Here is a 12452-nt window from a genome sequence, read left to right on the forward strand (position 1 = left end):
GGTCAGCGGAAGGCGGCCCTGGTACGTATCCGGGACACGGCGAGCAGCACAGCGAGCGTCGCCGTCATCAAGACGACCGCCAGCGCGGCGCCCTCGAAGAGCGACCCCCGGTTGGCGGCGCCGTAGATCCGTACGGGCAGCGGCACCCAGTCCGGCGGGTAGAGCATCATCGTGGCGCTCAACTCGCCCATGGACAGGGCGAAGCACAGCCCGGCCGCCGCGGTCAGCGACGGCAGCAGCAGCGGGATCCGGATCCGCCACAGCACGTACAGCGGACCCGCCCCCAGGCTCGCGGCGCTCTGCTCGTACGCCGGGTCGAGCCGGGTCAGCGCCGCGCTCACCGACTGGAAGGCGAACGCGGTGACCAGCACGGTGTGCGCGAGGATCACGATCCCGGCCGTCCCGTTGAGCAGGAACGGCGGCTGCGAGAACGCCACCAGCAGCGAGAGCCCGACGACCACCGAGGGCACCGCGAGCGGCAGCATGAACAGCGCGTCCACCACCCGGCGGGCGGCGCCGCGCAGCCGGCCGGCCGCCAGCGCGGCCCAGCCGCCGGCCAGCAGCGCCAGGGCGCTCGCCGCGAGCGCGGTCAGCAGGCTGGTGGTGAGGGCGTGCAGCGAGTCGCCGCGGCCGACCGCCCGGTAGTGCGCGAGCGTCGGGTGCGAGGGGAACGGGCCGCTCCAGTGGGTGGCGAAGGACGCCGCCACGATCACCAGGAACGGCAGCGCGAACAGCGGCAGGAAGAGAGCGAAGAAAACCGTCCAGGCCGTCCAGCGGCCGCGCCTGCTATGCACGAGCACGGTGGCCGCCTCCCGTGGCGCGGGCCAGGACGGCCCGGTAGAGCGCGTACAGAGTCACCGACAGCGCCACCGAGACGACCGAGACCACGCACGCCCCCGGGTAGTCGCCGTCCAGGATCGCCTTGCTGTAGACGAGCGTCGGCAGGGTCGTGACGCCCTTGGCGCCGGTGAAGAGCACGATGCCGAACTCGTTCAGGCACAGGACCAGCACCAGGCTGCCGCCGGCCGCCAGCGCCTCGGGCAGCACGATCTGCCTGACGATCCGCGGCGCCCGTGCGCCCAGCGAGGAGGCCGCCTCCAGTTGCGCGGTGTCGACCTGCGAGAAGGCCGCGAGCAGCGGCCGCATGACGAACGGTGTGAAGTAGGTGATCTCGGCGAGCAGTACCCCCCAGGGCGTGCGCAGGAAGGCGAAAGGGCCGTCCGCCGCGCCGGTCACGTCCGTCCACAGGCCGTTGGCCATGCCCGCCGTGCCGTAGACGAACAGCAGCGCCAGGGTGATCAGGAAGGACGGGAAGGCGAGGAAGATGTCGATGAAGCGACTCAGTGCCCGGCCGCCGGGGAAGGGCGCGAAGGCGATCACCAGGGCCAGGACGAAGCCGAGCACCAGGCAGCCGGCGGTCGAGGCGGCGGCGATCCACACGGTGTTCCACAGCGCCTTGCGGAAGGACTCCTCCCGGAACACCTGCGTGTACGCGGTCAGCGAGCGTCCGCCGGTGTCCGGCGAGACCGACTGCCGGGCCACGAGGAACAGCGGGTAGAGGAACACCAGCCCGAGCGCCCCGACCGGCGGCAGCGCCCAGGCCCACGCGGGCAGCGCGCGGGAACGGCCCCGGCGCGGGCGGCCGGAAGCCGCCGGGGCGGTGCTTCCGGGCGGCGGGGTCTGGACCGGCGGCAGCAGGGCGGCGTGGGCGCCGGCCGGAGCCGCCGGCCCTCCCGGGCTAGCCATGCCGCGCCTCCTTCGCCAGCCCGCCGGGCAGCAGCACCGCGTCCTCGGCGTGGAAGGTCAGCGCGATCTCGTCGCCGGCCTGCGGCGGCTGCCGCAGGTCGCCCACGTCAGCCCGCAGCTGCTGTCCGCAGGAGTCGACCAGCAGCCGGTGCGTGTGGCCGCGCCACTGCACACCGGTGACGGTGCCGCGCAGGACGTTGACCCCGGCGCCCGGTCCCGCGGCCGGCTCCGCCGCCTCCGCGAGCCGCAGCAGGTGCGGCCGTACGCACACGGTCGCCTCGGCCCCCGGCGCGGGACCCGCCCGGCCGGGTGTGTCCGGGGCCACCCGCAGGGCCGCCGCGCCCAGCCGGAAGCCGCCGTCCTCGTGCGCGCGGACGGTCAGCAGATTGGCACTGCCGACGAAGCCCGCCGTGAAGGCGGTCCGCGGAGTGCGGTACAGCTCGTGCGGAGTGCCGCAGTCCTGGAGCCGGGCCTGGTCCAGGACGGCGATCCGGTCGGCCAGGGTCAGCGCCTCGATCTGGTCGTGCGTGACGTAGAGGATCGACATGTGCGGCAACTCCCGGTGCAGCCGGGCCAGTTCGGCGAGCATCCCGGAGCGCAGCCGGGCGTCGAGCGCGGACAGCGGCTCGTCGAGCAGCAGCACCCCCGGCCGGACGGCCAGCGCGCGGGCGATGGCCACCCGCTGCTGCTGACCGCCGGACAGCTCCCGCGGATAGCGGCGCGCGTAGGCCGCCATGCCGGTCATCTCCAGCGCCTCCGCGACCCGCGCGGAGACCTCGGCGCGCGGGGTGCGCCGCGCACGCAGCCCGAACGCCACGTTCTGCTCGACCCGCAGATGCGGGAAGAGCGCGTACTGCTGCACGACCATGCCGATACCGCGCCGGTACGGGGGCAGGCCGGTGACGTCGTGCCCGCCGATCAGCACCCGGCCGGCCGACGGGGCGACGAAGCCGGCCACCGCCCGCAGCGCGGTGGTCTTGCCCGAGCCGGACGGCCCGAGCAGGGCCATCACCTCGCCGGGCTCGACGGTCAGGTCGAGGGCGTCCAGCACGGTCGTACCGCCGTAGGAGACGCTGACCCGGTCGAAGCGGATGCCGCTCGCCCCGGTCGCCCCGGCTGCCCCGCCCGCGCCGCTCATCGCGCCGGCTCCGCTATCAGCGACGGAAGTTCGGCCACCGACCCCAGGACGTGGGTGGCACCGGCGGCCCGCAGGTCCGGCGCCGCGTGCGCGCCGGTGGTCACGCCCGCGACGACCGCGGCGCCGGACCGTACGCCGCTGAGCATGTCGTACGCGGTGTCGCCGGCCACCGCGATCTGCCGCACCGACTCGGTGCCGGTGCGCAGCAGGGCGGTGAGCACCATGTCCGGGTACGGCCGGCCGCGCCCGGCGTCGGCTGGGCACAGCGTGAGGTCGGCGATGTCCTGCCAGCCGAGGGCGGCGAGGATCGCGTCCTGGGTGGTGCGGGAGAAGCCGGTGGTCAGCACGACGCTGCGGCCCTCCGCGCGCAGCCGGCCGATCGTCTCCTCGGCGCCGGGCAGCGGGGCGCAGACGCCGGAGTCGACCAGGCCGGCGTAGGCCCGCTCGAAGGCGGCGTTCGCCCGCCGGGCGCGCTCCTCGGTCCCGAACAGGGCGCGGAAGACGGTGATCTTCGACTCGCCCATGGTGGCGCGCACGTGGTCCAGGTGCCGCGCGTGCTCGGGGCTGCCGGGCTCGACGCCGAGTTCCTGCGCGGCCCGGGAGAAGGCCGCTTCGACCAGGCCGTCGTCGGCCACGGTGGTCCCGGCCATGTCGAGCACGACCAGGGTCAGCTGCGCCTGGGCCTGCGGGGTGGCGGGATGTGTCACGGGGGTCACCAGCCGATCTCGTGTGCGGTCGCCTCGCCGATCGCCGGGGAGCACGTCATGCCGCGCCCGCCGGGACCCGTGACCAGCCACACCCCGTCGAGCACCTGCTCGCGGTGGACGACCCGGGTGGTGTCCGCGCACTGCGCGTACACCCCGGCCCAGCGGCGGCGGATCCGCGGCAGCGGCCGGCCGAGCAGTTCCGCGGCGCGCTCGCGCAGGTGGTCGTAGGGCTCCTCGGTGACGTCGAAGGCGAACGCCTCGTCGTATTCGTGGGTGTCGCCGATGGTCAGGCCGCCGTCGAGGCGCTGGACCATCAGCAGCTGCATCCGGTGCGCGGCGGCGACGGGCGGTTGCGGCGTTCCCTCGCGCAGCGCGTCGAGAGCGCCGCCCGCGTAGGCCGGGTAGTAGCGGAAGCTGTCGGCGTCGGCGACCGAGGTGGTCAGCGGCTCGTCCAGCGGATCGGTCTGCGCCATCTGGAGGCGCACCCGGCGTACCGGCAGTTGCGGCGCCAGCTCCCTGACCAGGCCGGACAGCCAGGCTCCGGTGGTCACCACGACGCTGTCGCAGCCGTACGAGACCCCGTGGTCGTCGCGGACCACGCCGGGGCCGACGCCGCGGACCTCCCGGCCGGCGACGAAGGCGTACCGGCCGGTCGCCGCCAGATGCGCGCGCAGCGCGGGAAGCGCGGCCCGGGACTCCACGGCGGCGTCCTTCGCGCAGTGCAGCGCACCGGACAGCTCGCCGCGCAGCGCCGGGTTGAGGGCCCGCGTCCGTGCGGCGGACAGCCACGAGTAGCCGCGCTCCGCGGCGTCCGGGCGGTCGAGCACCTCCCGGGCGACGGCCTCCTCCGCCGCGGTCCTGACGACCGTCAGCGAGCCGTTGCCGCGGAAGCCGACGCCGGGCACGAGGGCGCCGATCTCCTCCCACAGCTCCCGGGCACGCAGGGCGGTGTCCAGCTCGGCGCCGGCGGCCCGGCCGCCGACCCACACCAGACCGAAGTTGCGGACCGAAGCGCCCCGCGCCTCGCGTTCGCGTTCCAGATGGACGACCTCATGGCCGCGCTTGATGGCGTGCCAGGCGTGCATGGTGCCCAGCACCCCGGCTCCGACGACAGTGACTCTCACAGCGACGACGTTCGCGCCCCCAGGTGGCCCGGCGGCGTCGGATTGCCGACCGGCGGGTGAACACGACCGCAAGTCTGGCCTAGACCCGTTACCTTTCCGTGATTGAAAGAGCCGCGAAGCGGCAGCCGGAAGGGCTCAGGACCTGCGGTCCATGTGGACGGTGAAGCTGAACCGGTCGCCCCGGTAGAGCGAGCGGACACGCTCCAGCGGCTCGCCGCCCGCGTCACCGCTGGACCGGTGCAGCAGGAGCATCGGCAGCGCCGGCGGCGTTCCGATCAGCAGCGCCTCGCGCGGTGTCGCCAGCACCGTCTCGATCCGCTCGTCCACCACGGCGGGCTCCAGCCCCAGCGTCTCGCGCAGAAAGGCGTAGAAGGACGTGTCCGGGGCGAAGTCCCGCGCCAGGTGGGGCAGTCGGGCCACCGAGAGGTAGGTGCTCTCCAGCCCCACCCGCTCGTCGTCGGCGAGCAGCACCCGCTCCATGTGCCAGACCGCCGCCCCGGCGTCCAGCCGCAGCTCGGCGGCGAGCACGGGATCCGCCGCCAGCTGTTCGAGGGTGATCAGATGCCGGCCGGGGACCCGGCCCTGCCGCCTTACGCCCTCGGTGTAGCTGTCGGTGGACAGCGGCTGGACGAGCTTGGGGCCGGCGACCACGGTGCCGCGGCCCCTGCGGCGTACCCGGCCCTGGAGCAGCAGTTCGCGCAGCGCCTGCCGCACGGTCTCCCGGGCCACCCCGAACCGGGCCGCCAGCTCCCGCTCGGTCGGCAGCAGCCCGCCCTCGCCCAGGTCGTCCAGCAGGCCCTCGATACGGGCCTTGACCGCGAAATACTTCGGCATCCGGCCGTGCTCCGGGATGCCCGCGCGGATCGGGGCGAGGGGGTCGGCTGCGTTGCTCACCCCGCGATCCTGTCAGACGCCCGGGTGCTCAGCGCCGCAGGCCGAGGGCGTCCCTGCCCGCGTAGCGCGCCTGGCTGCCCAGCTCCTCCTCGATGCGGATGAGCTGGTTGTACTTCGCGGTGCGGTCGGAGCGGGACATCGACCCGGTCTTGATCTGGCCGCAGCCGGTGGCCACGGCGAGGTCGGCGATGGTGGTGTCCTCGGTCTCGCCCGAGCGGTGCGACATCACCACGGTGTAGCCCGCCCGGTGGGCGGTGCCGACGGTGGCCAGGGTCTCGGTGAGGGTGCCGATCTGGTTGACCTTCACCAGCACGGAATTGGCCACCCCGTTGGCGATGCCCTCGCGCAGCAGCATCTCGTTGGTGCAGAAGACGTCGTCGCCGGTGAGCTGGCAGCGGTCGCCGAGCCGCGGCATCAGCAGCCGCCACCCGTCGAGGTCGTCCTCGGCCATCGGGTCCTCGATCGAGGCCACCGGGTAGCCGGCGACGAGTCCGGCGAGGTAGTCGACATGCTCCTCGGGAGTGCGCCGGACGCCCTCGCCCGCGTAGTCGTAGACGCCGTCGCGGAAGAACTCCGAGGTGGCCGGGTCCATGACCAGGGTGATGTCGTGGCCCGCCTTGTAGCCGGTGCGCTCGACGGCCCGGACGACGAATTCCAACGCCTCCTCGGCGGTGCGCAGTTCGGGTGCGAAGCCGCCCTCGTCGCCGACGCCCGTGCTGTGTCCGGCGGCGAGCAGGTCGCCGCGCAGGGTGTGGAAGACCTCGGAGCCCATCCGTACGGCCTCGGCGAAGGTGGCCGCGCCGATCGGGGCGATCATGAACTCCTGGAAGTCCAGCCGGTTGTCGGCGTGCGCGCCGCCGTTGATGATGTTCATCATCGGTACGGGCAGCAGCCGCGCGTCCACGCCGCCGACGTAGCGGTACAGCGGCAGCCGGTGGGCTGCCGCGGCGGCCTTGGCCACGGCGAGCGAGACGCCCAGGGCCGCGTTCGCGCCGAGCCTGGCCTTGTTGGGGGTGCCGTCCAGCGCGATCAGCGCCGCGTCGACAGCGGCCTGGTCCTCCGCGTCGAGCCCCGTCACGGTGTCCGCGATGGCCTCGTTGACGGCGTCGACGGCCCGGCGGACGCCCTTGCCGTGGAAGCGGGCCGGGTCGTCGTCGCGCAGTTCCACCGCCTCCCGCGCCCCGGTCGACGCCCCGGACGGTACGGCTGCCCGGCCGAGCGAGCCGTCCGACAGCTCGACGTCCACCTCGACGGTGGGATTGCCCCGGCTGTCGATGATCTCGCGGGCGACGACACGGGTGATGGCGGTCATGGCAGTGCTCCTCACATGCGGTCCTGGGACCGAAGAGTAAGTTCCCCTCTGCAACAAAGTGCATTCCGAAAAGGAACGTACTATGGATGCATGAGGATGCACAACGCCGACGACGACTGCGGGATCGCCCAGGCCGCCGTCATCACGGGTGACTGGTGGAACGTGCTCGTCCTGCGCGAGATAGCCCGCGGCCACGTCCGCTTCGACGCCCTCGCCGCCGAACTCGGCCTGTCCCGCAAGGTCCTGACCGAGCGGCTCGGCAAGCTCGTCGCCCGCGGCGTCCTGCGCCGCAGCCTCTACCAGCGCCGCCCGGTCCGCTACGAATACCTGCTCACCGACTCCGGGCTCGCGCTGCTGCCGCTGCTGGTGGCCATGCAGGACTGGGGCGACCGCTGGGTGCTGGGCGACGGGAGCGTCACCGCCACCGCGGCCGAGGACAGCGCGGAGCACGCCCGTATGCACGCGCTGACCGGCAGCAGGCTTCCCACGGAGCTGGAACTGCCCGCGGGAGACGGGACGATGCGTGACGCCGTCGCCCCGGACGCCGCCGCCACGGTCCTGTTCACCTACCCGGCCACCGGAATCCCGTGGGAGGAGCCGCTTCCGGGCGCCGCGGGCTGCACGCTGGAGAACCGGCTCTTCCGCGGCGCCTGGCCCGCGTTCCGTGACGCGGGCGTCGCCGTCCACGGTGTGAGCACCCAGCTCCCGCACGAGCAGGCGGCCTTCGCCGAGGACGAGGCGCTGCCCTTCCCGCTCCTGTCGGACACCCGGCTGCGGCTGGCGGCGGCGCTGCGGCTGCCCACCTTCCACGGCGCCGGCCAACTCCGGCTCAAGCGCGCGGTCCTCGTCCTCGACCGGCGGCGGACCGTACGGCACGTGCTCTTCCCCGTCGCTGACATTCCGCACGCGGTGGAGGAGGCCCGGCGGCTCGCGACCGCGCTCGCCGCCGAGGGCGGCTGAGCGCCGCTCCGGGTCGGCCGCAGGGGCTCGCCCTGCGGGGCTTGCCGAGTCCTGTCGGGCTCAAGCGGGCCCGTGGCCGGGTGCGTGGAGCGGTCGGGTCCGGCTGTGCGGGCCGGACGTGGCTCGTCCTGCTGGCCGTCCGTTATGGAGTCCGGCGCCGGCGGCCTGTGCGGGCGATCAGCCGGTGAGGCGGCAACCGGCGTCCGACAGGTGACCGGCGGAGACCGGCCGGTCTCCGCCGGCTGCCGTTTCTGTGCCACTCCGGGATCGGAGGGCCAGGGACCGTCAATCCGGCGTGGCGAGGTTTCTCGACTCGACTTTCACGTCCGTCGCGCCGGGGGGGGGGGGGCGGGGCGCCCGCCGCCCCCCCCACCCCCCCCCCCCCCCCCCCCCCCCCCCCCCCCCCCCCCCCCCCCCCCCCCCCCCCCCCCCCCCCCCCCCCCCCCCCCCCCCCCCCCCCCCCCCCCCGCCGCGGGTCGGCGGCCATCAGGACCGGAGTGTCGAGGACGGCGGTGGTCCGCTCCGGCACGGCGTACGGTCGCCACACCGGCAGGCCGTCCCCCTCGGGCACACCGGTGCGGGCGAAGCTCGTCCAGTACGCGCCGAGGGCGTCGGCGAGCGCGGCGGGCGCTGCCCTTCCCACCTCGACGCGGGCCTGTGGGGTGTCCTGGGTCTGGAAGACGAACGGGATCTCCAGGGTGTGCGAAGAGCCGCGAACCGCCCGGGTGTGCGGGGCGCTCCAGGTGAAGAGGTACGCGTACGTGCGGCCGCGGGCCGTTCGGCGGGCGTCCAGCAGCCGCTGGGACGGCTCGCGGTAGATCTGCTCGGCGAGGTAGGCCTCGACGACCTCGGCCGCGCGGGGCGGGCGGCCCATGACAGCGGCGAGCCGTCCGGGCAGCCGCGCCGCCAGATCGGCCACGTGCGGGAAGTCGGCACCCGCCAGCCGAGCGGGCACCGCGGTGTCGACGTCGGCGTCCGGAGTGTCCAACGGCACATACCCGGAGGCGTCATTGAGGTTCGTGCCGATGATCAGGTCGACGTCCGAGGAACTGCCCGCGGCGACCGCGTCGACCGGCACGGCCGGCAACAGGCCCGGGTCCAGGGAGGGTTGGAAGGCGATGTCCAGGTTGGGGCGCCGGCTGCTGCGGCGGCGTATCAGCGCCTCCTGCGCCCGTATCAGGCGCGCGGTCGGCAGCGTCAGCAGCGCGTCCGCCCGCGAGGCGTCGAGACCGCACGATTCCAGCAGTTCGGCGGTGCGCCGCCGGCCGTGGTCCGTGTCCTGGGCGCGGTCGCCGGTGCCGCTCTCGATGATCGCCCGCCGGAACAGGCCCTCGGCGCGGGGCATCGCCAGCAGTGCGGCGACACTCGCGCCACCGGCGGACTGCCCGAACACGGTCGTGTTGCCGGGGTCGCCGCCGAAGGCGGGCGCGGCCTGCCGCACCCACTCCAGGGCCGCCACCAGGTCGAGCAGCGCCGCGTTCGCGGCGTCGGCGTAGCCGGGGCCGAGCAGGTGGTCGAGCGAGAGGTAACCGAGCGCCCCGAGGCGGTAGTTGGGGGCGGCCACCACGACGCCGTACCGCGCCGCGAGGCGGGCGCCGGCGGTGACGGGATTGGCGTGGTGCCCGTAGAGGTGGGCGCCGCCGTGGATCCACACCATGACCGGCAGCGGACCGGTGCGGCCGGCCGGCCGCCACACGCTCAGGTTCAGGCACCGGTGCTCGTCCGTCCGCAGCCCGGCCGCGCCGACCGGCGTCTGCGGGCACGCCGGTCCGTAGGCGCGCGCGTCGAGTTCGCCCGCCCAGCGCGGCGGCGGCCCCGGCGCCCGGAAGCGGCCGGCGCTTTCGGCGTACGGGATGCCGAGGAACTCCTCGGCGTCGCCGAACGGCCCGGGCACGGTCCGGCCGCGAACGGTGCCGAAAGGGGTGTGCAGGGTCACCACGGCTGGCTCCTGTCGGATGTCGGATGCGGGACATCAGCATGCCGGGGGTCCCGCGATGCCGGGGCATGGGGGCTAGCACGGGTCGGCGCCGCCTCTCCCGCTGCCCAGATCGGCCGGGGCGCAGTCCGCGATGACGCGGCCGTCGGCCAGCACCAGTACGCGGTCGGCGAGGTGGACGGTCGAGAGCCGGTGGGCGATGACGAGCGGCCAGTCGAGCACCAGCAGGACGCAGGAGACGTGGATCAGGGACACCGCTGCGGTGATGATCCGATCGATCCCGTTCTCGAAGAGCTCGCGGACGGCCTCGACGTCACTGGACGCCCGCGAGGCCAGCGTGCCGGAGGCGTGCTCGCCGTGGAAGGGCGCGCTCTGCGCCTGGAGGTGAGTGAACACGCGCACACGGAGTTCGGTGATCACGCTCTGCCCGACTCCGGCGCTCAACCGGCGCTCACCATTCGAAAGCCGTCCACTCCTCTTGGGAACGTCCGTTGCCAAGAGCAACCGAGGACAGACCGAGGCCTGGGCGGGTGCATCGCCGGCGTGCGGCGCGGGCTGTAAAACGTTTGAGTCGTCGGCTGCGCTGGGAGTCATGGGCCGTGCGGGTCGCGCCGCCGGGGCGCCCCGAGGCGTCGTGGGTGCGGGGGCACCGAGTGGCGTCGCCGGCCATGGCGGGGCTGGCGGTATCGATTACGATGAGGCACTTGCAGGTTGGCGGAGGCTGCGGCACTGGTGCGCTCTACCGCCGGACCGCCGGGCCTGGCGTACGATCACGACACGAAGGCGGACATCCTGGTGGGGCAGACGACAGCCTCCGGCGGCGCGCGCAAGGCCACGATCAAGGATGTCGCCCGGCTCGCGGGAGTGTCACCGTCCGCGGTGACCATCGCCGTCCACAACAAGCCCGGCGTCTCGTCCACCACCAAGGCGCGCATCCTCCAGGCCGCCAGGGACCTGGGCTGGAGTCCGAACCAGGCGGCGCAGTCGCTTTCCGGCCGCGCGGTGCACACCGTGGGCCTCGCCATCGCCCGGCCGGCCCGGATGCTCGGGCTCGAACCGTTCTACATGGAGTTCATCTCCGGCATCGAGAGCGTCCTGGGGCGGCACTCCTGCTCGCTGCTGCTGCGGCTGGTCGAGTCCGCGGACGAGATCGAGGTCCACCGCGAGTGGTGGCAGGGCAACCGGGTCAACGGCAGCATCCTGGTCGACCTGCAAGTGGACGATCCGCGTATCCCGGCGCTGTCCGCCATCGGACTGCCCGCCGTGGTCGTCGGCCACCCCTCGCTCGCCGGCCCCTTCACCTCGGTGTGGACGGACGACGCCGCCGCCACCACGGAGGCGGTCCGCTACCTGGCCGCGCTGGGCCACCGCCGGATCGCCCGGGTCAGCGGTCCCGCCGACCTCGGCCACAGCGCGATCCGCACCAGGGCCTTCACCGAGGTCAGCGCCGAACTGGGCCTCCAGGCACAGACCGTGGTCGCGGACTTCTCCGCCGACCAGGGCAGCCGGGCCTGCCGTATGCTGCTGCTGTCCGCCGAGCGGCCCACCGCGATCGTCTTCGACAACGACATCATGGCCGTCACCGCGCTCGGCGTCGCCGCGGAATTCGGGCTGTCCGTTCCGCGGGACCTCTCCCTGCTGGCCTGGGACGACTCCCAGCTGTGCCAGCTCACCCGGCCGATGCTCTCGGCGATGCGGCACGACATCTTCTCCTTCGGCGCCGACGTGACCGAGACGCTGTTCGAGGTCATGGCGCGCCGCGAGGCCCGCTCGCACGCCGCGCAGGTGCCGAGCCTGGTGCCGCGCGGCTCCACCGCTCCGCCGCCGCGGGACTAGGCCGCAGCTACCGCCGGGTCGCGGCAGCCGATCCCGTACGGGCGGTCAGTCCAGACGCGGGGGCGGACCTGCTCGAAGCCGTGGCTCCGGCCCCCAGGTGCCGCACGATCTCCGCGGCCGGAAACGCCGTCTTCTTGCTCTCGTCGAGCAGTCCGCGGAAGAAGGAGTCCAGGACGACGGTAGGGCGCGCGTGCCGGTCGATGATGGCCCTGATCCCGGGCGGGATGCCGCCGGGCCGCCGGCCTGCGATCCAGTCGCCCAGGAAGACCTCACGTTCCGTGTCGCGGCGTACGCCGTCGAGCACGTGGTATCGGAGCAAGTGGCTCGCGGTGTAGCAGTGGTCGTATGCGAGGTGGTCCGAGAGGAAGCCGGACTCGTCCGCCGAACACCAGGCTGGACGAGGACCGGCCGATCACCTCCAGCCGGCCACGAACAGCGGGTGATCCCTCCCGGTCAGCTCAAGGACGCGGGTGTGCCCGTGCTGTTCCGGCCGCTGCACGAGATGAACGAGGGCTGGGCGTGGCGGGGCGGGCGCTCCGGGGCGAGCGGCAGCGCGAAGCTGTTCCAGATCACCCACGGCTACCTGCACTCCAGGGGCCTGACCACCATCATCTGGGTGTCGAACGTCAAGGACATCGACGGCGGCGCCGCCAACGTCGCCCTGACCGGACACAGCACCTCGTCGGGGCCGTCCGCACGCGACCCGCGGACGGCCCCGAGCCGTCCCTTCACCGGCTTCCCACCGCTCAGTTGCTGCCGACCGCGCGCAGGCCGCCGGGGGCGGTGTGGGTGGTGGGGG

At 74.0% G+C, this 12452-nt stretch carries 12 protein-coding genes and 1 pseudogene; 3 read left to right on the forward strand and 10 right to left on the reverse strand.

Going from position 1 to position 12452, the window contains the following annotated elements; translation table 11 throughout:
- Window positions 1-2: 2 nt before the first annotated feature.
- The 7 genes from V7E46_RS30465 to eno all read right to left on the reverse strand — a co-directional run bounded on the left by V7E46_RS30465 (window position 3) and on the right by eno (window position 6921).
- Window positions 3-800, reverse strand: coding sequence for an ABC transporter permease (locus tag V7E46_RS30465; protein ID WP_333771434.1), 798 nt, complete (start codon window positions 798-800; stop codon window positions 3-5).
- Window positions 787-1746: a 2-aminoethylphosphonate ABC transporter permease subunit gene (locus tag V7E46_RS30470; RefSeq protein ID WP_333771435.1), complete on the reverse strand. Its 960-nt coding sequence runs from the start codon at window positions 1744-1746 to the stop codon at window positions 787-789. The genes V7E46_RS30465 and V7E46_RS30470 overlap by 14 nt, the downstream gene beginning before the upstream one ends.
- Complete coding sequence (locus V7E46_RS30475) at window positions 1739-2884, reverse strand: ABC transporter ATP-binding protein (protein WP_333771436.1); 1146 nt, start codon at window positions 2882-2884, stop codon at window positions 1739-1741. Before V7E46_RS30475 ends, V7E46_RS30470 begins: the two co-directional genes overlap by 8 nt.
- Entirely contained in the window at window positions 2881-3534 is a 654-nt protein-coding gene (locus tag V7E46_RS30480) for a phosphonatase-like hydrolase (RefSeq protein WP_443054404.1), read from the reverse strand. The genes V7E46_RS30475 and V7E46_RS30480 overlap by 4 nt, the downstream gene beginning before the upstream one ends.
- Window positions 3535-3596: 62 nt before the next feature.
- Window positions 3597-4715, reverse strand: a complete 1119-nt coding sequence (locus V7E46_RS30485; RefSeq protein ID WP_333771438.1) for a TIGR03364 family FAD-dependent oxidoreductase — start codon at window positions 4713-4715, stop codon at window positions 3597-3599.
- A gap of 135 nt (window positions 4716-4850) precedes the next feature.
- A complete protein-coding gene (locus V7E46_RS30490; protein ID WP_333771444.1) occupies window positions 4851-5549 on the reverse strand; it encodes a GntR family transcriptional regulator in 699 nt (232 codons plus the stop codon).
- 88 nt (window positions 5550-5637) lie between these two features.
- Window positions 5638-6921, reverse strand: a complete 1284-nt coding sequence (gene eno / locus V7E46_RS30495; protein ID WP_333771439.1) for a phosphopyruvate hydratase — start codon at window positions 6919-6921, stop codon at window positions 5638-5640.
- Window positions 6922-7011: 90 nt separating this feature from the next.
- Between eno and V7E46_RS30500 the strand changes: the two genes are divergently transcribed.
- Window positions 7012-7881 carry a winged helix-turn-helix transcriptional regulator gene (locus V7E46_RS30500; protein ID WP_333771440.1) on the forward strand — a complete coding sequence of 290 codons (870 nt, stop codon included), beginning with the start codon at window positions 7012-7014 and terminating at the stop codon, window positions 7879-7881.
- Window positions 7882-8023: 142 nt separating this feature from the next.
- On the opposite strand, the gene V7E46_RS30505 is transcribed toward V7E46_RS30500, so the two are convergent.
- Both V7E46_RS30505 and V7E46_RS34020 read right to left on the reverse strand, forming a co-directional pair.
- On the reverse strand, window positions 8024-9820 hold the full coding sequence (locus V7E46_RS30505; protein ID WP_333771441.1) for a carboxylesterase/lipase family protein: 1797 nt from the start codon (window positions 9818-9820) through the stop codon (window positions 8024-8026).
- 207 nt (window positions 9821-10027) lie between these two features.
- Window positions 10028-10411: pseudogene (locus V7E46_RS34020) on the reverse strand (ABC transporter transmembrane domain-containing protein); the annotation flags it as partial.
- A 201-nt stretch (window positions 10412-10612) separates the two neighbouring features.
- Here V7E46_RS34020 and V7E46_RS30515 point away from each other — a divergent pair.
- A complete protein-coding gene (locus V7E46_RS30515) occupies window positions 10613-11653 on the forward strand; it encodes a LacI family DNA-binding transcriptional regulator (protein WP_333771445.1) in 1041 nt (346 codons plus the stop codon).
- Between the two features lie 7 nt (window positions 11654-11660).
- Here V7E46_RS30515 and V7E46_RS30520 read toward each other — a convergent pair whose 3' ends face one another.
- On the reverse strand, window positions 11661-11972 hold the full coding sequence (locus V7E46_RS30520; RefSeq protein ID WP_443054403.1) for a hypothetical protein: 312 nt from the start codon (window positions 11970-11972) through the stop codon (window positions 11661-11663).
- Window positions 11973-12092: 120 nt separating this feature from the next.
- Here V7E46_RS30520 and V7E46_RS30525 point away from each other — a divergent pair.
- Window positions 12093-12452, forward strand: a 360-nt coding sequence (locus V7E46_RS30525) for a glycosyl hydrolase (RefSeq protein ID WP_333771443.1), incomplete at its 3' end; no start/stop codon positions are given.

It is taken from the genome of Streptomyces sp. IBSBF 2435 (assembly GCF_036815005.1).
Lineage (GTDB): Bacteria > Actinomycetota > Actinomycetes > Streptomycetales > Streptomycetaceae > Actinacidiphila.

Coding starts and splice junctions, on each gene's coding strand:
- V7E46_RS30470 (WP_333771435.1), bottom strand. CDS start 1,746: ATGGCTAGCCCGGGAGGGCCGGCGGCTCCGGCCGGCGCCCACGCCGCC.
- V7E46_RS30475 (WP_333771436.1), bottom strand. CDS start 2,884: ATGAGCGGCGCGGGCGGGGCAGCCGGGGCGACCGGGGCGAGCGGCATC.
- V7E46_RS30480 (WP_443054404.1), bottom strand. CDS start 3,534: ATGGCCGGGACCACCGTGGCCGACGACGGCCTGGTCGAAGCGGCCTTC.
- V7E46_RS30490 (WP_333771444.1), bottom strand. CDS start 5,549: ATGCCGAAGTATTTCGCGGTCAAGGCCCGTATCGAGGGCCTGCTGGAC.
- eno (WP_333771439.1), bottom strand. CDS start 6,921: ATGACCGCCATCACCCGTGTCGTCGCCCGCGAGATCATCGACAGCCGG.
- V7E46_RS30500 (WP_333771440.1), top strand. CDS start 7,012: ATGAGGATGCACAACGCCGACGACGACTGCGGGATCGCCCAGGCCGCC.